We start from the raw sequence: 22,630 nt of genomic DNA, 5'->3' as shown, positions 1-22,630 counted from the left end.
TAAATCTTATTTTAAAACAAAAATCATCCCATATCCTTAAAAAAGGTTTAGGGTATTGTGACACTGGTTGGTAGCTGGCCGGTTGATTTATACTGAGTTAATGCCTTTGAGTACAGGTTCAGTAAAGTATCCGGGGATAGATCAGGTTGTCCTGATACTTTTATACCAATGTAGTTAGGGGATTGGCCATTGTTGTCCATCCAAGTGTAGGTTCTCTGGGCCATGTCCACGTATTCAGTTTTAGTGATGGTGGCAGAGGTGACTGTTCCGTAAGCATTATCCGGATTTTTGTACTGGTTTATAGGGATGTTCCCAGTCTGGGCATTGTTTATCATCACAATACCCCTGGATAATATGTAAAGGCACTGGTTTTTATCCAGGGTTACCCCACCATAGGAAATAGTGGTGAATCCAACTTCGGTTCTTGATATTTCCTGTGCAAGACCGGGAACCTCAGAAACAGAAAATCCCTCTGTTAAGGATATCTGTGGGGGGACTGTGGAATTGGTAACCGTAGTATTGTTTGCCGCTTTTGTGGAGTTTCCAGGGAGTTTTAGGAGAATTCCACCCATTATTCCCAGTATGATCACCAGTGCAATGATGGCAAATATTAAAATATTGTTAGTTCTCTTTGAACCTTCTTTTTTGGGTTTTACGGGAGGACTTCTTCCAAAAGATGGTTCTCCCACCAGTTTAGTACCACATTCTTCACAGAACGCCGCATCCGCGTCATTATCATGCCCACAATTTCTGCATTTCACATTAAAGTCCCCTTATCTGAATTGATTAATTGGGGGTTTCCCCTCATAAGTCAATCATATAATAGAAGTATGATTCTTCTACATTATTAAATATAAAGGGAGTTCTTGTGAATTTCCAGAAAGAGTGAATGTTTCCCGAATGAATTTATCTAAACTCACAATTTAAATCTAAACTCACAATGAAAATTTCCAAAAGCAGATCATCTGACTAAACAGATATTTGATTAAAAACATTTAATTGATTAAAAACATTACCAGACCACCTAAATAGATGAACATGAATATTATTGCCCCAATGAATATTGCCAAAAAGGCATATTTTCCATATATTTGTGAACCATAATGCGTTGTTTCTTCGGTTATTTCTTGATTAGCAGGATTATTATTCTTTTTTTCTTTTTTATTTTTTCTGGAAGGTTTTTTCTTTTTCTTTCCCATTGAAATATGCTCCTGTGAATTGGACCGGGTTATAAAAATTTAACCTTAAACTGTCTCATTCACCAATAACCATCATAGTTTTATGTCAAAAACAGGACCGCAGTATTAATAAATTAAGGAATAAGAATCATCCATCGATTTAAAGATAAAATTATACCATGGGTTCACCTAAATTAACCTATTATCTGGAATTATTCAGTAATACTTTCAACAAGTTAATGATATAAAATTATGATGGTTAAAAATGAAGTCCACACCATCATAACTTCAAAAACCTAAATTACACTTCAATTAAAAAAATCACAGATCAATACTTTTTATCATTTAATCCCCATTAGGCGAATTATTATGAGTAAAAAAGTCACAGCAATCAGATACTGCCAGTGGTGCGGTGATCCCTTCGAGGTTCGATCACCCAATCAGAAGTACTGCCCACAAGATAAGAAGAACTGCAGCAGAGAAGCTAAGCGTGAAAGCTGGCGTAAAGCATCCCATAAGTACCGAGACAGGTATAAGAATGTTTTAACCATTTCCCAGGTTTACAAGCTGGGATCTGGATGGTTAAGCAGCAGCGCTAAAAATGATTTTAATGAGGAGTACCTGGCCATCCAGAAAGAGAAAAAACGTTTGAAGATAAACGGCATACTGGCCGGGACCTGTTTATGGGGGCAGATGACCTGGCAATTTTCCATTAGGAACATCTTTAACCGGACCAGCATAACCATTGAAGGATTATGGCCACTTTTAATTATTTTAGTGGTGTTTCTGGCGTCTATTTTAATTTTAGGTAACTACCACAAATAAAAAGTAATACATTTCCCTTCTCTTTTACATAAAAATATGATGGTTACTTTTGAAGGTAGGTTGATTGAATACAACCTACCTAACGCCTCCAATATATTAGCCCTATAAGAAAATAGTTGACCCTTATAATGAAAATAGGCAATTTAATTGAATTTTAAGAATAAATTCAAAATAATAAGGGAATAAACTTAAACTGAGGAATATATGAAAGGCAATGTTATGGTTTTTTTAAATTGAATCGAAATGGTGATTATTATTCGTTCAAATTTTAAAGGAGATACCGTTTATATGATTTCAAGTCATTTCTGGAAAGAATCGGATTGATTGGAATTGTAATTGGATTTGAAGTCTTAGGATCGATGATTTTTTATCTATGCCTGCCATTTATCCAAAATGCAGATATTGTCTCAGTTATAGGGAGTATTTCATGCATATTCCTGACTTTGGGCTTAATTGCTTATTTCCTGAGGAAAGGGTAAACTTAAAAGGGATGATCTAAAGAAGAGTGTACTTGGACAGATCAAGCCACTACTTTAGACAACCAAATCCAGTACTTAAGGAAAAATCAATCCAGTAATATTGTACAAATCAACTTAGTACTTTATGAACAATGAATTTTAGTACCTGGACAGATCAATTCCCGGATAAAGTCAAATGTAAAAAAAGTTAAATTATATATACGATAGCCGACCATCACTGTATATTGCAGGGGTACCCAAGCGGTCAACGGGGATAGGTTCAGGGCCTATTGGTGTAGGCCTTCAAGGGTTCGAATCCCTTCCCCTGCACTCCTTTTATAAAATATTACTTCCTACCATTACTAAACTTTAAATAATAGCTTAACAAATCATGTACTACCCTGTTTGTTTTGGAATATAAATATGGATTTAGGAACCTATAATCTGGGTTTAATTCATTTCAGGGCATTCTAGAGGGCCCGTAGCTTAGTCTGGCAGAGCGCTTGGCTCTTAACCAAGGTGTCGCGGGTTCAATCCCCGTCGGGCCCGCTCAATCATTTACAGAGATTCCTTCGCAGTAATTACAGTATGATTCAATTTATTATAATTACAGATATGGTTCTTTTATTGAGTACGTTGCAGGGGTACCCAAGCGGTCAACGGGGGTGGACTCAAGATCCTCTGGCGCAGGCCTTCAAGGGTTCGAATCCCTTCCCCTGCACTCCTTTTATATTATATTCTTTACCTAGAATCCTATTTTAGATGATTATCATGCATTAAAATAACTGTGCCATCCTATAATCTACACTAACTTCTAAAGTACATCTCCAGAATAATTACTGACTGAATCCCTAAAAAGTGTCTCCTATCTAAAATAATCATTAATTCTGATATGAATTCGTTCAGCAGGACACCCATTATAAGTGTAAAAATACCAATAACATCACATTTCAATATGAAATATAATACACAAAAGGAATAAGACTGGTATCTTCAATTCATTAACGTATTATGTTCTTAAGAGCAATCTATTTAATATTAACATGTCTTCAATTGCCAAACTTTAAATAATAGTTTGATAAACCATTTACTACCCTGTTTTTGTGTTGAGTATTATGAAAGAATGTGGAAGCCCACAACTTAAATTCACTCATTTCAGGCATTTTAAGGGCCCGTAGCTCAGTCTGGGAGAGCGCCTGGCTTTTAACCAGGTGGCCGCGGGTTCAACTCCCGTCGGGCCCGTTTTAATTATTTAGTACCTCTTATTTTTTTTATAATCTGTAATTTTAACCATTTTATTCTCAATTTCATTTTCAACTGGATTCAAAGTAACATTATTCATTTTAACAGTCCATATTCATTTTAAGATATGGTGGGATACCGGAATTCAAAGCATTCCACTCGTATCTAACACACAAGACCATCTAACACGTACCCCACAAACATTAAACATATTATCATTATAAACTGGTTTTCCAAGACCCTGCTAAGTTATTCCTGCATCCAGTAGAATGTGAGTTTTAAGAATATTTAAATATTCATTTTACATAATACTGAGTGATATTAGATTAGGGAGGGGATTTGAGAATGAATAAAAAAATAATAGCATTAATAATTTTAGTTGCCGTGATTGTTGGGGGATATGCCAGTTACTATGCTTACGCCAGTATGACACTGCTTCCAGCAGATTTAAAAGTATTAAAAGAGGAGCTTAACGCCACATCAAGCCCAGGAATTCCTGAATCGGAGATAACACAGATAGAAAACTCAGCAAACATGGTGGAAAGTTATAATGCCTTATCCATGGTTTCACAAAATGAAAGAAATAATATCGCCGAACAGATGAGCGGTGATAATGGAAACTACACTAAAATGATGAATGAATTTAAAAACAATTTCACCATGAACCACGACATAGCAATGAGATATGACGTGCTGTTAAAGGGAGATGTAGCCCAGGAAATAAGGTTAACCTATACTAACGAAACCTTAACCCTGATTGACCAGATCAAAAGTAACATAGATAAACAGGCCGCAGATATTAAAAACGGCGATAGTACAGCTTATGCCAATGATCTCCGTGAATTCGCAAAGTTAGCCAGACAAATCAATACCAACGAAGCACAAGCCCATACTCACCTGCAGAACATTGTAAACAAACTCGGTGGATAAAAAAATAAATCCACCCAAAATATTTCATAATCTGTTTTATTAAATTAATAGAACTAGGGGGCCCCATAACCAGGTGTGGTTAAAGCAACGCACCTCCCCTGATCATACTGTTTTATATTCTACTTATTTTAGAATCAAATAGAGAATTCTACTTATTTTAAAAATAAATACAAAAGGATATATTGATTATACTAATGGGCACTGATAATATGGTGGATAAGGATAAGTACGTGGTAGATCTCAAGGAAAAAGATTTATCAATTGAAAAAATTGGTGGTAAAGCACTTAATCTAGCTAAAATGTCAGCAGCCGGGTTTAACATTCCCCCAGCATTTACAGTTTCAGTAGATGCCTATGATTTTTTTATTAAAAAAGAATTAGAAGCTAAAATATCTGAAATACTTAGGATTATTGATTTTACCCATGAAGATTCAATTTCTCAGGGTTGTTCTGCCATTCGAAGCATGATAAAATCCCAGGAATTACCACAGGATCTGTTTTTAGAAATTACCCGAAAAATATCTGATCTTCCTGACGGATACTACGCGGTAAGATCATCAGCAGTTGCTGAAGACCTGGCAGATGCCAGTTTTGCAGGGCAACTGGATAGTTTCCTGAATATAAAGAAGGACGATATTTTAGAAAACATCATCCAATGCTGGGCATCTTACTGGACTGACCGTGCCGTGAAGTACAGGCATGATTCTTCCATTGGGCATTTAGACACTGAATTATCATCAGCAGGATTAGCAGTACTGGTTCAGAAAATGGTCAACGCCGATATCAGTGGAGTTACCTTCACTGCCAATCCAGTTAATGGAACAGACCAGGTGGTTATTGAGTCCAGCTGGGGCCTGGGTGAAGCCATTGCCTCAGGAATAGTCACCCCAGATATTTTCGTCCTGGGAAGAGATGGGAAAATCCTGGAAAAGAATATTAAAACCAAAAATAAAGGATATTTCCTGGCCAACGGCCAGAACACTTTAATTACCATAGATGAAGAGGACAGGGAAAAAACAAGTCTCAATGATGATGTTCTTAAAATGTTACTCCAGATTGGAGTAGAACTTGAAGATTTTTTCGGTGTTAGTCAGGATATTGAATGGGCCATAGAATATAGAAAGGATGAGTCTGATCAAGATGTAGATAAGTATAAAATGTTGAATAATCCCGAAAAAACCTCTTTAAAGATTTACATCCTCCAATCAAGACCAGTAACCACCCTCAACGAGGATAAAGATGATATTCTATGGACCCGGGCTTACGGGGATGAGTACTGGGCTGATGCAACCACTCCACTCTTTTACGATGTTATGGGTAAAATGCTCACTGATTACGTGAACCATGAAGGTGCCCGGATAATGGGATATAAAGAGATAACCGACACTGAACTTTTAAAACTGCATAAATCAAGGGTTTATTTCAACAGCTGGGTTTTGGAGAAGGCTTTTTCCTATTACCCTAAATTTGCACGATCCAAAGAGTTGTTGAATTATTATCCATTGGAAGATCAAAAACGAATATCCGAGTATCCTTCCCTAATGCATAAAGCATTAATATCACAAGTTTTAGTGGCTATTCGAGACCCGGACGGGATGATGCACCGGACAGATAAGGCATACCGAAAATGGGCCCAGGGATTCATGGAAAAATGTGAAGACTTCGATAAAACTGATCTGGACACGTTATGTGATGAGGAACTCCTAGAACTCTATGATGATATTGAAAACTCCGGAATCAAACATTACCAGCTGATAAGGTATGGTATGGTATCCCATTCCATAGCCACCAACCTCATGATCAAGAACTGGCTGGTGAAATGGCTGGATGATGAGGATGGCTCCCTCTACGCTGGTTTGATCTCAGGTTTGGATGATAACAAAACCGTGGAAATGAATATAAAATTCTCTGATCTAGCCATAACTTCAAGAGAAGACCCTGCATTGCTGGGTAAAATGAATGCAATCGAGGATATGAGTCTTCTGGATGAATCAAAGATTGATGAAATGATATCATCCAATCCTGATTTTAAAAGACAGTTCGATCAGTTTATTGCAGATTACGGGCACAGGTCCAATACCCGTGAAATACTGTACCCTCGTTGGAGAGAAGATAAAGCTTACGTGCTGGAAGTTATTAAGTTACTGTCTTCTTCAGATCTGGATTTAAGAAAGAATGAATCAGAAAGCCGTGCCAACCGGTTTAAAACCGAAAAGGAAGTTTCAAGTAGGATAAAAAAATTAAGAGGCGGATTCTTCAAAGAGAAAACATTCAAAGTGGTGCTTAATTTAGCCCAAACCTATCTAACCTTCAGGGAAAATCAAAGATTCTACTTGGACCACCTGCTTTTCCGTCAGAGACTGATGTTACGTGATATGGGAAGGAGATTAGCTGAGAAACAAATCATTGATGATGTGGATGATGTTTTCTTCCTTTATGAAAAGGAGTTATTCTCATTCTTTGATACCAGTGATTTACAAAAAACAGAGCTAAATGGGAATACCCTTTCTGAAAATATTCTCTCCTTGCAGGAGGAGATTCTAAAGAGGAAGAAAGAGTTTTACAGATACAAATCATCACTTCCACCTAAATTCCTTAAAAATGGGATTGAATTTGATGATACTGTGACTGAATACGACCAGAATGCAATTTATGGTGCAGCAGCCAGTCCTGGAATATTCACAGGTAAAGCAAGAGTTGTGGAATCCATTGAAGAATTATCACAGATGGAAGATGATGAAATCCTAATTACCAGTAACACCGATCCAGCCTGGACCGCAGTATTCTCAAAGGTGGGTGGTCTTATCACCGAAACCGGAGGAATACTATCCCATGGAGCAGTTATTTCCAGAGAATACAGGATTCCAGCCGTGACTGCAGTTAAAGGAGCTACCACTCTATTTAAAACCGGTGAAAAACTGGTGGTTGATGGTAATGAAGGTGTTGTTTATAAAAAAGAATAACATTAAATCAGGGAATACTTACAAAAAAATGTGAATATTTACAAAAAATTTATTGGTTTAGAAAAATTATTTGGTTTAGGAAAAAAACGGGTCGGTGATTTGTAATGGATTTTGATCTGGAAAGTCTGAAAAAACATGACGAATGGAATGAAAGCTATTATTTTAATTTTCATGATAAAAATAACGATTTGACCGCTTTTATGCGTATAGGGAACAAGGTCAATAAAAATGAAAAATCAATGTTCTTCTTTATAATGTCTCCCCAGCAGATAGCTGGTATTAAATTAGAAACACCCTGTGATGATAATCCACTTGAAATTGCCGGCTTGGATTACCAGGAACTTGAATCCGGTAAATGGAGACTTAAATATAATGGTTCCATTTTTGACCCAAGAGGAGAAGTTCCCCAGGAATTCAAGGTTAAGATGGATGTAACCTGGGAAGCTTTAAACCCGGTTATGGATTATGTGGATTGTGTTGATGAAAAACAGACAGAAATGTCATCTAATGTAGCCTCAGAACATTATGAACAGTTTGGAAAGGCAATGGGAAAAGTCGAAGTTGATGGAGAGGTATTTGAAATTGAAGCACTGGGTGAAAGAGACCTGAGCCGTGGGGTAAGGGAATGGGGATCTCCCAAGATGTGGATGTGGATAAACTCCGAGTTTTCACGTGATGCGGCTTTTAACATAACCAAACTCTCAGTTGATGAAGGAGATATAGATGCAGGATACTTTTACACCGGTTCAGCTAACCAGCCACTGACAAAATCAGACATAGATCTGAAATTTGATAATGGAATCCCATCCACGTTTAAAATGAACCTGTTTGACAAAAATGGTTCCCAGTATTCAGTTGATGGTGAGGTTATCCGATTTGGAATGGTTCCAGTTGATGAGAAGATGATTCTCATAGAAACTATTTCCAAATACGACTGGGATGGTAAGGAAGGTTACGGTGTGGCCGAATTTTTAGTGGGCAAACCATAAGTTGATTAATATAACCATTTTGTTGATGGATAAGGGTGGGATTTCCACCCAGTAATGTTCTTTTTAAACAGGCATGCAGTTATTTTAAATCAAAAGTAGATTTTGTTCTAAAACAAGCAGAAAATATTCTAAAACAATTAAGAGCTAAATCAATTCTAAACTTATGAATATTCTAACCCCTAAGATTAAGTGAACTAGTTTTAAATTAACCAATAGTTTGCCCCTAATCCATTGGGCCGACGTAAGTTGCGAAGAATCCATCCGTATCTGCATACACTGGTTTGAATCCCTGTTTTTCAGAGTTTTTCATGGTTTTTTTGAGGAAATCCCTCCCCCAAGCAGTTATGGATTCTGAACATTTCAAGCTATACCACCTGAATGTACTGTGATTGTACAGTCCATAGAATGTGTTGGCCAGTCGTTTCAGGGCTTCCTGCTGATTGTTCAGGACACTGAGCTGATGATCATCACGGGATTCTTTCATTTGAGACTTGATTTTTATCCGATCCTGGAGTATCTGGCCAATGGCTGATGGAATAAAACCCACTGGTTCTTTAAGGAATTTATGACCGTACTCCGGTGATATATGGCAGTTTTCCCCACTGGTGAGGCTGTCCGGGGAAATGTTCTTGGAGATTATTATACTGGGGTACAGGCTTCTAAAATCAAAGTAAACAATATTCTCGTGCAAACCACTCACTGGTTCTTTGACATAGCCACCCACCACATGTTTACCTTCCCGCTGGATTAATTCATCAGGAGATGGTTTATTTGGCACTAAGTATCCCTGTTCAAATGATTTTCTTATTAAGTACCACTCAACAAGTCGTCCTGATGCCATACGGGCTGCATCAAACAATGGTTGGCCCACAATACGGGTTAATTCAGTGTTGAGAGGTAGCATCCTCTCTCCTATCCTGGTAACTGCCACTGCATCGTGCAGGGAGTAATGGAATAGTGTTTCCAGTCTCCTGCCCCCTTCATCCCAGTAAAGGTAGATCTTATCTCCGGGGATGTCCAGTTTCTCCTCCCCAAATAGTTCCAGGTAAACGTGCTCCAGGGTGTGACGGGCCAGATGCATATAACGACGAATATTAGAGTAAAGGTCAATGTGAACCCTGCCCCTGATCATGGCAGAGCTGCTGAAACCTATTCTGGTGAACTTGGGTGAGGATCCGTCTATTCCCAGCTTGAGAGGCACCCCCAGTTTAGCTGCCCTGTCACGAATATAGGGAAAGTCGAATGAGTCTGAATTGTATCCCAGGATGATATCCGGGTTTTCTGATTGCACAGTTTCCACGAATTTCTCCAGTAATTCTTTTTCATGAGATACTACTTCCACAAAGTCCAGGAGCAAACCATTGGGGTCGGAGGAATCAGGAGTATTTTTGGTGGATAAAACTTTCCTGAAGCCATGGTTACTGGAGAAACTAATCATGATAATGGGATCCAGGTCTGGTTGGGGCATGCCCCGGGGGTTGTAGACTTCAATATCAAAACTCAAAACAGTGAATTCTGGTAAACTGGACTCCAGAGGGGTGGGAGATTTTTCCACCTGGAAGATGCAGGGTTTTTGTATGGAACTACCCTCTGGACTTCCTGTTTGTGGTTCCTGTGACCTCCGTGATCCCCGTACTCCCCGTGAAGATCTGGGGGAATTTAAGATATTACCCTGCACTTCCACCACCTTCAGAGGAAATAATCCTTTATCTATAAGGTATCTGCGGTAAAATGGAATATTATGCTCCCTGATTTCCTTCACAGACTTCAAATTCAATATTTTATCCCTTAGTTTAGGAATATCCTGAGGATGTTTGAAGGTCACCTTCAGGACCTCTTTCAATTCCCCCATATCATTTTTAATAACTTTTTCCACTGATAGAAGTTTTAATTCACTTAACTGGCGAGTGCAGTCATCCAGGCGAGAATGATCAGAAGGAATGACATAGATGTAAGGTCTGAAGCTCTTATCCATGACTATGATGTGTCCTTCTTCATTATCTCCAACCAGCTTTCCGAACAGCCTTATAACTGGTTCATGATTCCGGGTGATGTAATCAATGTCCAGGAGAACGAATTTTTTGGTTATCATAGAGCTTCACATTCTATCGTAGAGCTTACTTTTCATGGGATCCACTAACAACTTGGTGAATTTACTATTGATAGATGAATGTCAAGGCAGTTGAGGTAGAGGGAGTGGGAAGTAATGCCTACTTATCACACCTTTAAAATTTCCGGATAAAAAAAATAAGGATTTGGAAGGGAGTATCTTTAAAAAACTGGGACTAGTGAAACTGGGACTATTGAAACTCGGACTATTGAAACTCGGACTATTGAAACTCGGACTATTGAAACTCGGACTATTGAAAAAGCAATGCAAACTGTGACTAGTTTAAACTGCAACTGCAGTAAACTAGGATCAGTTTAAAACTGCAACTGGTTTATGCTCTGGATAGTGGAGCATAAAAAAGTAACAGTCCCTTTTTCTTTTTCAGTATCCCTGATAAGTTTTAGAGCAGTTTGTCTCCAGAGTTCCTCAGGATTTTCATCTTCAACACTGGCAGAGCTTATACTTTCCCCATCCTCCCATTGGAGTTGATCCGGTGGGGATATATCTTTAAGCCATAAATCAACTTGAGCTTCTTCTCTGGATAAGTTTTCAGGCCAGGATTCATCAATTAAAATTCTGAATCCATCTTCTTCATGAGGGAGTTCGTATATTCCTTTTATTCTTAACATACAGATCACTTAAACTGATTTAATTTATCATGATAAAACATGATAATCAATTTAACATTATTAATCATTACATATAAAATTAACTGCAATCTCACCACAAAACCAGCAAGAAATGGATCCCAAAAAAACGGATCCCAAGTAAAGATGTAAGTAATGTTTTCACAATGATCCTGTGAGTTTTTCCGGATCAGCAACCCCTGGAGAATCTTAAATAAAATTAAAAACTCATCCTCTTAAAAAAACCTGTACTTAAAAACGAATCCTATCCTCATTTTTTGGTATTCCCTTTTCTACCTTAACCCAATGTTTATCCTGGCATAATTCATATTCAGCAAAACAACAGGGAATACCCCGGGCATTGTTTGCATCAGGACCATCCATGAGCTGGAAATGAAGGTGAGGGGCTGTTGAGTTACCGGAATGACCCACATTCCCGATGAGAGTACCTGATTCGATTGTATCACCGTTTTTTACTTTTACTGAACCGGTTTTCATATGCCCGAGAAATGCCCACACCCCATCCCATACTCGGTCACCTTGAATTATAACGAAATTACCAGCAATATCCTGGATGTTATGTTTGTGGGGATCGAAAACCCAGGCATTCCGTAAGGCCACTGAAATATCACGGAGTGGCTGTACAGGGTCGCGTTCAGGGTATTCGTCAAGGGCTTCAACTACCATGCCAGAAATAGGTGCGTAGATAGGTTTTCCATAGGAGTAACAGTCCTTCAAATGCACCCTACCTAAAACATGATCTAAAGTGCTTTTCCTGTGGAATTTAACATGTTTTTGGGTCCAGTCAACCTGCATGAGGTCATAGGCATAGGTTGTTGCAAAAGAATGAGTACCATGACTGGGAATTTTAGTGCCAGGACTATTTAAGACCATCCACTCCCCTTTAACAGGGGATTTTATGGGTACTGGTTCCAGATTATTCATATCTTCTCTTTTTTTTATTTTGTGCTAGAATTATATGAATTCTGATTTTTAAACTTAACCACACTGTTAATTCAACAATTCTTTATTCAACAATTCACTAAATTTAAAATCAAAAAAATACAAAAACTCGATAAAAAAAAGAAATATTCAGGGGATTGATTCCTGTAACCCTATTTCCCATGGATTAAACTATGGATTTAAGAGATATACTGTGTAGTTAAGGTAACTGGCTATTGTCACCCAGATTATGTAGGGTACGAGCAGTATGCCTGCCCATTTTGATATTCGGTAGAATACAATAATGTTAGCCAGTATTGCTATCCACAACATTACTACCAGTACCACTCCACCTCCAAGGGAATGGAGTCCAAAGAATACCACCGACCATAAGGCATTTATAGCCAGTTGAACTAAAAATACAGCTACTGCCACCTTTGCAGGTTTGGTTTCCAGCCCTTTCCTCCACACCAGGAACAAAGCCAGTGCCATTAAGATGTAAAGAGTAGTCCAAACCACAGGGAACACCCAACTTGGTGGTGCCCAGTCAGGCCTAACTAGAGTCGCATACCAGGTTGGTATTTGCGAAAAGGTAGCCAAACTGCCTATGGCTGCAAAAATAATCACAATTAAAAAGGATCCTGCCAGCTTTAAAATATCATTCTTAGTAGAACTTTCCATTCTTTTTCAACCCCCCTTTATTATAAGTTGTTTTTTATGAATAAATAATATTTTGTGGAAACATTCTCAGGGTTTAAGATGCAATGTCCAAAAGCGGAAGTTTTCATTCAATGTTTTCCATCTCCCACTCGCATGCATTTTATCACCCCGGGTGAACCCGGGGCTGGAAAGGTAATCATTTGAGACACACCAAACTAATAATCACCATGAAATTAAGCCATGTGAAAATAATATAACTATATTTGAGAGTAATTCCAAGAGATCAGTTGTTATGAAAAGATTTTTAAAGTATTCATATTATAGTTTATTAAACCTAGATATATTTTGGAGGATGAAAGGTGCCTAAAAGTATTAAGGACATTTTAATCGAAATGAAGAATATGTCCGAATTAATGGTTGACTTAGCTTATTCTGCACTGCTTTTTAACAGTAAAGACGCGGCAGAGGAAGTTATAAAACTAGAAAACAAAGTTAACAGACTTAACTATCAGATCAAAAAGGAGTCACTCCTGGCTGCAAGGACAGTGGAGGATGCAGAAAAATTAACCGCTCTTCTTGAAGTGGGGGAAGCTGCAGAAACCATCGCAGACTCAGCAAAAGACATAGCAGACCTTGTCCTAAAAGACATGAAACCACACCCAGTATTTAAAATGGTTATGGAAGAGTCTGATGAAGTTATAATGAGGGTTAAAATTGCTGAAGGTTCAGAATTAATTGATAAATCTTTAGGTGAGCTTTTACTTGCTACCAGAACTGGTATGACTGTTATTGCCATAAGGAGGCAGGAATCCTGGATTTATGGTCCAGATAGGAACACCATGATCTCAGCAGGAGATTCATTAATAGCAAAGGGGAATGAAACCGGCGGATCTCTACTTATACAACTTGCAAATGGGGAAACCAAACTAGAAGATCTGGAATACGAAGATTATACAGAAGAATAAAACTAAAAATCTACCCCTGTTACCATTTCAAACTTATTATCCTAAATTAATAACTTACTTTTTTTTAACTTAATTTATTTCTTTAAAGACAATTTTAATGCATATTATCACTTTAAATTAATTAAAGGTTATTTAATCTGCTTATTTGATTTTACCATAATTTTGAGACATATCTGAGAAATTTCTAAACTAAGGATGTAAACTTAGAAAAATACTCATTTTTTTGAATATTTTTGGTAATCTACCCAAACGTTTATAAGTAAATATGAGTATAACTTAATCTGGAATTTGAAAGGTGTTGGAAAAAATGGATGATGTAGATTTAGCTATACTCCGTTCTTTAATTAAAAATTCAAGAATTACCATATCTCAAATGTCAAAAGAGATTGATATTCCAGATGCAACCATATCTAACAGGCTCAAAAAATTGGAAACTGACGTTATAAAACGTTACACTCTGATACCAGACTGGCAGAAAGTTGGCCTGGAAATAACCTCCATAATCATCATTCAGACCGAGTCTGAAAGGCATGAATTAGTTAAAGAGGAACTTTCAAGGCTTGAAAAGGTATCAGAAGTTTACAGTGTATCTGGAGAATATGATATCCTGATAAAAGTCTGGGTTAAAAGCATTGAAGACTTAAATCAATTGATAAATTCAAAAATCCGTTCAATTGACGGTGTTGAAGACTTGACAGAAATGATAGTAATGGAAAGAGTTAAAGAAGATATTCCAACGCTTTAAATGATAGAAATGTCGGGAAATAATATTAATATTGGTAGAACCATCGATATTGAACGTTTACATGGCTCATTCAAGGTATGGTCAGCCCGTACTTTATTCATTGGGTGGTTAGGTGAAATGGACGGAGAAACTACTGAAGAGGATTGGCGAATACACCCACATCATTCTGGATTGGATGGTAAACTTAGCAGTCCTAGTTTCAAAAAGGTCTCTGAAAATTCTAAAAATACCATTCATCATTAGTGGTAAGGTCAATAACTTTTTCCGTGATGTTTCACGGGTGTTAGGGGAAACATTCACTGCTCTTTTTATATGTGCCATTGGTGATCTCATTGCAGGTATACTTTTAAGTGGTATGACCGGTACCCTGGAAATGTTACCAGGCCTTCTTGTGCTAATTCCAGGTGCAATTGGGATGAGGGGAAACATATTCGGTGCACTGGGGTCACGGTTAGGTTCCAACCTCCATATTGGTACTTTAACCCCCGAACTGAAAAGGTCACCGATCCTAAACCAGAACATTGCCTCTGCCATGATTTTAACCATTATAATGTCGATTTTCCTGGCATTTACAGCTAAAGCATTCTGTATGCTACTTGGATTTAATAGTATCAGTCTTGCAGAATTCACAGTTATCTCGGTTCTGGGTGGAATATTTTCAGGGGCACTGCTTCTACCAGCCACCATTCTTATTTCCATTAAAAGTTATGAAAATGGATGGGATCCGGATAACGTAACCACACCATTAATTGCAGCTTCAGGGGATCTATTTACCATTCCTTCCATTTTACTGGCGGTTTACATACTCCTGGCCATAAGAAATGGGTATGTGGAAACAGTTCTCTTTATACTGTTTATCATAATTGGAATCATGGGCTTTGTCTATGGAATAAAAAGGGGAACACACATGAAGAAGATAATTATTCACAGCACACCCGCCCTGTTTTTATCCTCAATCTTTGGAACCACTGCTGGTACCATTTTGAATGGTAGTTTCTCCACCATTTTAAGCAACCCCAGTATCCTGGCACTGGTACCACTGTTTTCTGGAGAAAGTGGGGACCTGGTGAGTATACTGGGGGCCAGGTTATCCTCAGGACTGCACATTGGTTCCATAGAGTCTTCCTTAAGACCTTCCGGGGATGCCTTGAGGAATTTTGCCATAATCATAATTCTGGCTGTGATCATCTACCCCCTAATTGGTGTTTTAGCTTACCTGGGTTCATTCATTACCGGTTCTGAATCCATTGCCCTGGGTAAGATGATATTCATCAGCACCTCAGCAGGGTTAATGCTAACACCATTCATGCTACTAATTGCATTCTACCTTAACGCCATATCCTACCGGAGAGGGCTTGACCCTGATAACATAGTCATACCATTATCCACCAGTTTAACTGACCCTGTGGCCAACACCTTCCTGGTGATGATGGTTATATTCACACTGGGCATCACCTTATGACCCTGTGAAAAATACAATTTCTCCAATTAAAAAATACTCACTTAATATCACTTGAAAAAAATACTCACTTAAGCCCCTGAAAAAAATATTCAATTATCCACTAATCAATTAACCCCCTAAAAAAAATACTCACTTATCCACTAATCATTTAATCCTCTGAAAAAATATTCGCTTTATCCAATACAGGGTTCTGGTTTTCATTATCAAATAATAAAAATAAAAATAAAAAAAAGGTTTGGTGTCTAGTTGGGGGTAAACCCAATCAGACTAGGTCGAAGCGGTCCAGGTTCATGACCTTGTCCCAGGCCATTACAAAGTCTTTGAGGAATTTATCCTGGGCATCAGCAGATGCGTAAACTTCGGCTACTGCCCGGAGTTCGGAGTTTGATCCGAAAATTAGGTCCACACGGGTAGCAGTCCATTTGGATTTGCCTGTTTCTCTGTCACTTCCTTCAAACACGTTTTCATCTTCAGTTGCCTTCCATTCGGTTTGCATGTCCAGCAGGTTCCTGAAGAAGTCATTGTTAAGTGCTCCTGGTGTCTGGGTGAAGACTCCGTGGGGTGACCCTTTGAAGTTGGCGTCCAGGACTCTTAAACCTCCAATTAAGACGGTCATCTCCGGGATGGTTAGGTTTAAAAGTTGGGCCTTGTCCACCAGTAACTCCTCTGCTTTTTCTTCAGTTTGCATCATCTGGTAGTTCCTGAAACCATCGGCAACAGGTTCAAGAACAGCAAATGAGTCCACATCAGTCTGTTCCTCCAGGGCGTCCATTCTTCCTGGCGTGAAGGGCACAGTTACCTCGTAACCTGCATTTCTGGCTGCCTGTTCAACACCAGCACAACCGGCCAGTACAATGAGGTCAGCCAGTGATATTTTCTTGTTACCGGACTGTGACTGGTTGAACTTGCTCTGGATGCCTTCCAGGGTTTTGAGCACTTTCTCCAGCTGGTCTGGCTGGTTGACTTCCCAGTCCTTCTGGGGTGCCAGGCGGATGTGGGCACCGTTGGCACCTCCACGCTTGTCTGAACCACGGAATGTGGATGCAGATGCCCAGGCAGTGTAGACCATCTCTTGGATGGAAAGATCTGAAGCCAGTATTTTCTCCTTGAGGTTCTGGATGTCCTCTTCACTTACCAGTTCGTGGTCCACTGGGGGTATGGGGTCCTGCCAGATTAGGTCCTCGTCTGGTACTTCCGGGCCGAGGTAACGGGTTTTTGGGCCCATGTCACGGTGGGTTAGCTTGAACCAGGCCCGGGCAAATGCATGGGCCAGTTCATCCGGGTTCTCATAGAAGCGTCTTGATATCTTCTCGTATTCCGGGTCAAAACGTAACGAGAGATCCGTGGTTAGCATACCCGGGGTGCGGCGTTTTTCTGGGTCGTGGGGATCGGGTACTGTGTCTTTACCAGCACCATCTTTGGGTTTCCACTGGTAGGCACCTGCTGGGCTCTTTTCAAGTTCCCATTCAAATTCAAAGAGGATCCGGAAGAAGTTGTTGTCCCAGGCAGTGGGTGTGTTGGTCCAGATAACTTCCGGGCCTCCAGTGATGGTGTCGTTTCCTTTCCCGGTTTTGTAGCTGCTCTTCCAGCCCAGGCCCTGTTCCTCGATTGGTGCAGCTTCCGGTTCTGGTCCCACATACTTGGGGTCCCCTGCACCGTGGGTTTTACCGAAGGCATGGCCACCAGCAATGAGGGCCACTGTTTCCTCGTCGTTCATGGCCATACGGGCAAAACTCTCCCTGATATCATCTGCTGCGGCAATGGGGTCTGGTTTACCATCGGGTCCTTCCGGGTTTACGTAGATTAAACCCATTTCAATGGCGGCCAGTGGTTTGTCCAGGTCACTGCCCTTTTCGTGGCGTTCTCCTCCCAGCCATTCTTTCTCTGAACCCCAGTAGATGTCCTTTTCCGGTTCCCAGATGTCTTCTCTTCCTCCACCGAAGCCGAAGATTTCAAAGCCCATTGATTCCAGGGCCACGTTTCCAGCCAGGATCATCAGATCGGCCCAGGAAATTTTCTGGCCGTATTTTTGTTTGATGGGCCACAGCAGCCTGCGGGCCTTGTCCAGGTTGGTGTTGTCGGGCCAGCTACTTAGTGGTGCTAAGCGCTGGTTACCATGACCTCCACCTCCACGGCCGTCTCCCACCCGGTAGGTTCCGGCGCTGTGCCAGGCCATACGGATGAAAAGGGGTCCGTAGTGGCCAAAGTCTGCTGGCCACCATTTTTGTGAATCAGTCATGAGCTCATGGAGGTCCTTCTTCACTGCACCCAAATCGAGACTCTCAAATTCACGAGCGTAGTTGTAACTTTCATCCATTGGATTGGATTTTTCTGAATGCTGGCGTAAGATATCGAGATTTAACCTATTTGGCCACCATTCAAGGTTTGTAGTACCACCACTAGCAGTTATTTTGCCTTTTTTATTCATAATTTCACTCTCTTATTTTCACGTTTTAATTCAGGTAAGAATGTAGAATTTCGTGTTTTTCCAGAGCTTCCTTACTAATACTTCACAACCTTTTTTTGGAGAAAATATCAGTTTTTTAATATTTTCTAACATTTATTTTATTAGTTCCAGGTTTTTATTAAAAATTTTTATTTGATGGTTCTGCTTTTTTACTGAATTTCTACAACCTGAATTTTTACATTATCTGAAATTCCACATTATAGAACTCAGTACTATTTAAGATTTTATACTATATAGAACTTAGTACTATTTAGAATTTTAGGGTGGAGGTGATCTAGAAAAGTAGTGATAAAAAAATAAGAAAATGAGGAGGTAAGGTCACCTGGAATCTTCTGGATGTTTTAATTTGTTCCAAGATTCTCATTTTCAGTAAAATACCTTGAGTTTCTACCCAATGAGTTTTTATGTTTTTATAAGAACACTAAAAACCACAACCACTGCTCTTTGCTGCCTTTTTATAATATGTAACTAAGTAACTTCATTATCACTGCAAATGAAATTAAACCGATAAAAAAATATTTCTTAAATTTTTCATTGGTTCTTAAATCAATTTTGATTATTTTTTCCAATTTATCCGGAAATAAAAAAATTGTTTCAAATATCAATCCTACTAGGAAACCTTTATTCATTGCATCCGCAGTGATGACATTGCCACTGAAGAAGGATAAAATGATCATGGTTCCAATTGAGGTAGCAAGCCCAATTGCAAAAGAATATATAAAAATTATATTACTCAAAGGTGAGTTTCCCTTACTGGTCTTTTTAGAAATATTTATGGCATTTTTAAAGACTGTTGACCTTAATTGAATTACGATAGCAGGATAAAGGAACCATAAACAGATTAAGGCAAAGATCATTATGCGCATGTAGTTGATTTCTTCCATAATTATCACTAATTTTCAGTTTTAGATGGTTGATTTAATATTAATCTTCACAATACGGGATTTTTTAATTAAAATGGGCATTAAAATTATTTAACCATTTGCATTTCTAAAAAGGTAAAAAATAAACAATTCCCGTGATTCAGCAAGTTCCATAGAGTTACTGGTCACTTTTTTATTTCCCCTAATTTTGAGTAACATTTAATTTTGTGTATATAAAAATAAATAATTACATATAAATAAATATATATAAAAATATATAAAAATAGCATAGAATTATATACAGAAATATATAAGATCTTATTTAACTCGACTGGGTAAAGGTGAATCTACCATGAATTCTGAAGATATGTTAAATTATGTCTTTGCAAAGTTAGCTGAGGCAGAAAAGTTATCACAGGATAATACCCAGGCAGGAAATGTTCCTTTTGAACATAGAAAAACATATTATCAGGTTAAAAAGCACATTGATGAGTTTTTAAATGGTAATGTTGAAAATAGATTTCTTATTATGCCCGGATTAAGGGGTGTTGGGAAGACAACGATTTTATTCCAGATTTATGAATATTTGAGAAAAGAAAAAGGCGTAGATTCCGATAGGATCCTTTACCTTTCAGTTGATGAGTTAAGCACCTATTTAGGGGTTGGAATTTTTGAAGCAATAGATGTATTCGTTGGTGAAGTTCATGAAACTTCACCGGTATATCTGGAAAAAGAACTGTTTATTTTCCTGGATGAATCTCACTATGATAAAGAATGGTCCAGGACCGGTAAGATAGTCTATGACCAGAGCAAGAAAATATTCCTTATTTTCACTGGTTCTTCAGCACTGAGTTTGGAGATGAATGTGGATGCTGCCCGAAGAATTAAAAAAGAACCAGTATTTCCCATGAATTTCGGGGAATATAACCTGTTGAAAAATAATATCAACCCACCAGATGATTTTTCCAGCAGTTTAATGGATTTAATTTTTAAGGGTGATGAAAACTCCGTAGAAAGAGCATCCAGAAAAGAAAATGAGATGAAGAAAAATCTGCTGGTTTTAAGTAAACCTGTGGAGAAAGAGTGGGAAAACTTTTTATTATGCCGGGACTTTCCTTTTGCTTTGAATATGGAAAGAAACGAAGTCTATGAAAGGGTTTTTACCATTGTTAACCGGGTGGTGGAAAAGGATGTTTTTTCCCTAAAATCTTTTAATACAGAATCAAGGCCGGTTATTTCCCGTGCAATCACATTTTTAGCACTGCAGGATCCTGGTGGAACTTCTGATGCGAAACTGGCCACTAAACTGGGAAAATCCCCCCGATTAATCCGGGAAATACTTAACATACTGGAGCTGACACACCTGGTTTTCAGTGTAAAACCCTATGGCACTGCCGGGAAAGTGGTGAGAAAATCCTGGAAATATTATTTCCTGTCTCCAACAGTGAATGCGGCTATAAGATTCAAGTTAGGTAAGTACAATAGAAGGGATAGGAAACTATTGGGAGTTTTAGCTGAAAGTCTGGTTGCCTCCTACTTTTTCAGAATGAAAGAAACAGTCCACCGGCCTTTAAGAATTTTTTATGACCCTGCCAATAACGGTGTTGATTTCCTGCTTCAGACTGCAGATGATGGTGTGATACCGGTTGAGGTGGGTGTTGGAGAAAAAGATAGAACCCAGATAAACAGGGCCATTACCCGATATAAATCTGAATATGGAATTGTAATCTCCAACACGACCAGTAAAATTAAAAAAGAGGGAAATGTGATTTATATCCCCCTGGTGACTTTTTCTTTTATTTAGTATAATATCTTATTTTATTTTATTTAAAAATCGCCATTATTAAGAGAAGGATGTAAAATATCCTGCTTAGAGGCTTTTTTAACAATCTAATCAAAATTGATAATTATTCAATGAATATGAATGGCAAAATAAAAAAAAAGAAATGATAAATTACCATCTGCGAAAGACCTTAACAAGCTTTAAATGTGTTGATCTTTAAAAAAAACCAAATTATATTTCAATTAAGCTTTTTTCTTCAAACCACATACTACCTTCGGTAGGATTTTTAACTAGATACATCTTGGTATACCATGTTCCATCAGTTGCAGGGGGAGTTATGGTCATTTTTTGTTCAAAGTAGACCTTATGTGGATGTATTCGTTCCTTCTTATCCACTACAACACCTTCAAATCCTAATTTTACATTTTTTACTTTTTTACCTATGCTTATCAATTAAATCCCTCTAAATTTACTTAATTTCAAACGGTTTATCTGGTGTGAGATGAAACTTCCCCATCGATTAAGGTTTCTCAATCAATGAAAGTTTTAACCTATCACCCAAACGTTCTACATGAGTATAGTCATCGATTGACAAATCATCAACAACAATTTTCGAATATTCCTATACTCCAAAATACCACACAATATATGGCAAATTCTATAAAAACACATTTAAATAATCTATACACTTAGATTAAAATCAAATAACAAAGTGTTTATAGAAATTCTCCTTATTTAATTGAAATAACCTTTTCAATATTTAATATTTGTGATCTGTTGAATAAAAAAAAGTTACATTTTTTGTTCAGTAGGACATGTTTTGCAACTCGCATATTTGTTTAAAAGTTTAGGGATGAAATTCTCCATAATTCTAAAAATAAGAAATTTAGATATTTATCCTAGCCTTTCCTAAGATCAAAAGATTGAGGGAAAAATAACTTTACTGTGAATGCAGGGTTTACTGCTATTTTACTTGTAAAAAAAGGGATAAAATAGATTTAAAATTTTAGATTCTACCTGTTAGAGGGGACACCAAAGTACGTTCGGTAAGCACCGCCTATTATCCAGATCACTACAGCTATAACTACACCATATTTCCAATCATAAAGACCAAATACTCCTCCAAGCAAAATTAAAAGCCCTACTACTCCAATATATACAAAACAAAGTTTTTTTGGTTGTCTTCCATTATCCACATCCCCCTAATATATTTTTATAGTATATAGTATGCTCTTCATTTCTTAATATTGTTACGATTAATAGTTACGGAGGGATTTCCAATAAAACCAGGATTATCAATTCTTTGAAATTATATTTTTATATTTCTTAATATTATTATCATAAATATTAAATTACTGATTGATCAATGAGTTTTTATCAAGCATGGTCTGAATAGGGATTTAGCCATAGAATCAATCCAAA

The 22,630-nt window shown here is 38.0% G+C and carries 18 protein-coding genes and 4 tRNA genes; 12 read left to right on the top strand and 10 right to left on the bottom strand.

Going from position 1 to position 22,630, the window contains the following annotated elements:
• Nucleotides 1-47: 47 nt before the first annotated feature.
• Together A994_RS09025 and A994_RS09020 are read right to left on the bottom strand one after the other, a co-directional pair.
• A complete protein-coding gene (locus A994_RS09025) occupies nt 48-761 on the bottom strand; it encodes a pseudomurein-binding repeat-containing protein (protein WP_004031170.1) in 714 nt (237 codons plus the stop codon).
• A 234-nt stretch (nt 762-995) separates the two neighbouring features.
• Nucleotides 996-1,199 carry a hypothetical protein gene (locus tag A994_RS09020; protein ID WP_004031169.1) on the bottom strand — a complete coding sequence of 68 codons (204 nt, stop codon included), beginning with the start codon at nt 1,197-1,199 and terminating at the stop codon, nt 996-998.
• Nucleotides 1,200-1,547: 348 nt separating this feature from the next.
• Here A994_RS09020 and A994_RS09015 point away from each other — a divergent pair, with 348 nt between their 5' ends.
• The 8 genes from A994_RS09015 (at nt 1,548) to A994_RS08980 (ending at nt 8,585) form a co-directional block, all read left to right on the top strand.
• Nucleotides 1,548-2,003: a hypothetical protein gene (locus tag A994_RS09015; protein ID WP_004031168.1), complete on the top strand. Its 456-nt coding sequence runs from the start codon at nt 1,548-1,550 to the stop codon at nt 2,001-2,003.
• A 705-nt stretch (nt 2,004-2,708) separates the two neighbouring features.
• Nucleotides 2,709-2,791: transfer RNA gene (locus tag A994_RS09010), tRNA-Leu, on the top strand.
• A 145-nt stretch (nt 2,792-2,936) separates the two neighbouring features.
• Nucleotides 2,937-3,010, top strand: a tRNA-Lys gene (locus A994_RS09005).
• 89 nt (nt 3,011-3,099) lie between these two features.
• Nucleotides 3,100-3,182, top strand: a tRNA-Leu gene (locus tag A994_RS09000).
• A 447-nt stretch (nt 3,183-3,629) separates the two neighbouring features.
• Nucleotides 3,630-3,703, top strand: a tRNA-Lys gene (locus A994_RS08995).
• A gap of 345 nt (nt 3,704-4,048) precedes the next feature.
• Nucleotides 4,049-4,633 (top strand): hypothetical protein, encoded by a 585-nt coding sequence (locus A994_RS08990; RefSeq protein ID WP_004031166.1) that lies wholly within the window; start codon nt 4,049-4,051, stop codon nt 4,631-4,633.
• A gap of 209 nt (nt 4,634-4,842) precedes the next feature.
• A complete protein-coding gene (locus tag A994_RS08985) occupies nt 4,843-7,596 on the top strand; it encodes a PEP/pyruvate-binding domain-containing protein (protein WP_100222289.1) in 2,754 nt (917 codons plus the stop codon).
• 104 nt (nt 7,597-7,700) lie between these two features.
• Nucleotides 7,701-8,585: a DUF7064 domain-containing protein gene (locus A994_RS08980; RefSeq protein ID WP_004031164.1), complete on the top strand. Its 885-nt coding sequence runs from the start codon at nt 7,701-7,703 to the stop codon at nt 8,583-8,585.
• Between the two features lie 223 nt (nt 8,586-8,808).
• Here the strand turns inward: A994_RS08980 and A994_RS08975 are convergent, their stop codons facing one another.
• From A994_RS08975 to A994_RS08960, 4 genes are all read right to left on the bottom strand, one after another.
• On the bottom strand, nt 8,809-10,677 hold the full coding sequence (locus A994_RS08975; protein ID WP_004031163.1) for a DNA-directed DNA polymerase: 1,869 nt from the start codon (nt 10,675-10,677) through the stop codon (nt 8,809-8,811).
• A gap of 332 nt (nt 10,678-11,009) precedes the next feature.
• Nucleotides 11,010-11,324, bottom strand: a complete 315-nt coding sequence (locus tag A994_RS08970) for a DUF488 domain-containing protein (protein ID WP_004031162.1) — start codon at nt 11,322-11,324, stop codon at nt 11,010-11,012.
• Between the two features lie 249 nt (nt 11,325-11,573).
• A complete protein-coding gene (locus A994_RS08965) occupies nt 11,574-12,266 on the bottom strand; it encodes a M23 family metallopeptidase (protein WP_004031161.1) in 693 nt (230 codons plus the stop codon).
• Nucleotides 12,267-12,455: 189 nt separating this feature from the next.
• Nucleotides 12,456-12,944, bottom strand: a complete 489-nt coding sequence (locus A994_RS08960; protein ID WP_004031160.1) for a TspO/MBR family protein — start codon at nt 12,942-12,944, stop codon at nt 12,456-12,458.
• 371 nt (nt 12,945-13,315) lie between these two features.
• On the opposite strand from A994_RS08960, the gene A994_RS08955 reads away from it, so the two are divergent.
• The 3 genes from A994_RS08955 to A994_RS08945 all read left to right on the top strand — a co-directional run bounded on the left by A994_RS08955 (nt 13,316) and on the right by A994_RS08945 (nt 16,095).
• Complete coding sequence (locus A994_RS08955; RefSeq protein ID WP_192812715.1) at nt 13,316-13,888, top strand: PhoU domain-containing protein; 573 nt, start codon at nt 13,316-13,318, stop codon at nt 13,886-13,888.
• 307 nt (nt 13,889-14,195) lie between these two features.
• Nucleotides 14,196-14,633, top strand: a complete 438-nt coding sequence (locus A994_RS08950; RefSeq protein ID WP_004031158.1) for an Lrp/AsnC family transcriptional regulator — start codon at nt 14,196-14,198, stop codon at nt 14,631-14,633.
• Nucleotides 14,634-14,745: 112 nt separating this feature from the next.
• Entirely contained in the window at nt 14,746-16,095 is a 1,350-nt protein-coding gene (locus A994_RS08945) for a magnesium transporter (RefSeq protein ID WP_004031157.1), read from the top strand.
• Between the two features lie 262 nt (nt 16,096-16,357).
• On the opposite strand, the gene katG is transcribed toward A994_RS08945, so the two are convergent.
• Entirely contained in the window at nt 16,358-18,523 is a 2,166-nt protein-coding gene (gene katG, locus A994_RS08940) for a catalase/peroxidase HPI (RefSeq protein ID WP_004031156.1), read from the bottom strand.
• Nucleotides 18,524-19,017: 494 nt separating this feature from the next.
• Nucleotides 19,018-19,446: a hypothetical protein gene (locus A994_RS08935; RefSeq protein ID WP_004031155.1), complete on the bottom strand. Its 429-nt coding sequence runs from the start codon at nt 19,444-19,446 to the stop codon at nt 19,018-19,020.
• A 331-nt stretch (nt 19,447-19,777) separates the two neighbouring features.
• On the opposite strand from A994_RS08935, the gene A994_RS08930 reads away from it, so the two are divergent.
• Nucleotides 19,778-21,229 (top strand): ATP-binding protein, encoded by a 1,452-nt coding sequence (locus tag A994_RS08930; protein ID WP_004031154.1) that lies wholly within the window; start codon nt 19,778-19,780, stop codon nt 21,227-21,229.
• Between the two features lie 210 nt (nt 21,230-21,439).
• Here A994_RS08930 and A994_RS08925 read toward each other — a convergent pair whose 3' ends face one another.
• Together A994_RS08925 and A994_RS13405 are read right to left on the bottom strand one after the other, a co-directional pair.
• Nucleotides 21,440-21,661: a hypothetical protein gene (locus A994_RS08925; protein ID WP_004031153.1), complete on the bottom strand. Its 222-nt coding sequence runs from the start codon at nt 21,659-21,661 to the stop codon at nt 21,440-21,442.
• 560 nt (nt 21,662-22,221) lie between these two features.
• Complete coding sequence (locus A994_RS13405) at nt 22,222-22,404, bottom strand: hypothetical protein (protein ID WP_004031152.1); 183 nt, start codon at nt 22,402-22,404, stop codon at nt 22,222-22,224.
• Nucleotides 22,405-22,630 lie beyond the last annotated feature (226 nt).

Origin of the sequence: Methanobacterium formicicum DSM 3637 (assembly GCF_000302455.1) — an archaeon.
Classification (GTDB): Archaea; Methanobacteriota; Methanobacteria; order Methanobacteriales; family Methanobacteriaceae; genus Methanobacterium; species Methanobacterium formicicum_A.
This window is presented reverse-complemented; position numbering and strand designations above follow the sequence as displayed.

What these genes read in the sequence shown, in the direction of transcription:
- A994_RS09020 (WP_004031169.1), bottom strand. Translation starts at nt 1,199, where the DNA reads ATGGGAAAGAAAAAGAAAAAACCTTCCAGAAAAAATAAAAAAGAAAAA.
- A994_RS09015 (WP_004031168.1), top strand. Translation starts at nt 1,548, where the DNA reads ATGAGTAAAAAAGTCACAGCAATCAGATACTGCCAGTGGTGCGGTGAT.
- A994_RS08990 (WP_004031166.1), top strand. Translation starts at nt 4,049, where the DNA reads ATGAATAAAAAAATAATAGCATTAATAATTTTAGTTGCCGTGATTGTT.
- A994_RS08985 (WP_100222289.1), top strand. Translation starts at nt 4,843, where the DNA reads ATGGTGGATAAGGATAAGTACGTGGTAGATCTCAAGGAAAAAGATTTA.
- A994_RS08980 (WP_004031164.1), top strand. Translation starts at nt 7,701, where the DNA reads ATGGATTTTGATCTGGAAAGTCTGAAAAAACATGACGAATGGAATGAA.
- A994_RS08975 (WP_004031163.1), bottom strand. Translation starts at nt 10,677, where the DNA reads ATGATAACCAAAAAATTCGTTCTCCTGGACATTGATTACATCACCCGG.
- A994_RS08970 (WP_004031162.1), bottom strand. Translation starts at nt 11,324, where the DNA reads ATGTTAAGAATAAAAGGAATATACGAACTCCCTCATGAAGAAGATGGA.
- A994_RS08965 (WP_004031161.1), bottom strand. Translation starts at nt 12,266, where the DNA reads ATGAATAATCTGGAACCAGTACCCATAAAATCCCCTGTTAAAGGGGAG.
- A994_RS08960 (WP_004031160.1), bottom strand. Translation starts at nt 12,944, where the DNA reads ATGGAAAGTTCTACTAAGAATGATATTTTAAAGCTGGCAGGATCCTTT.
- A994_RS08955 (WP_192812715.1), top strand. Translation starts at nt 13,316, where the DNA reads ATGAAGAATATGTCCGAATTAATGGTTGACTTAGCTTATTCTGCACTG.
- A994_RS08950 (WP_004031158.1), top strand. Translation starts at nt 14,196, where the DNA reads ATGGATGATGTAGATTTAGCTATACTCCGTTCTTTAATTAAAAATTCA.
- katG (WP_004031156.1), bottom strand. Translation starts at nt 18,523, where the DNA reads ATGAATAAAAAAGGCAAAATAACTGCTAGTGGTGGTACTACAAACCTT.
- A994_RS08935 (WP_004031155.1), bottom strand. Translation starts at nt 19,446, where the DNA reads ATGGAAGAAATCAACTACATGCGCATAATGATCTTTGCCTTAATCTGT.
- A994_RS08930 (WP_004031154.1), top strand. Translation starts at nt 19,778, where the DNA reads ATGAATTCTGAAGATATGTTAAATTATGTCTTTGCAAAGTTAGCTGAG.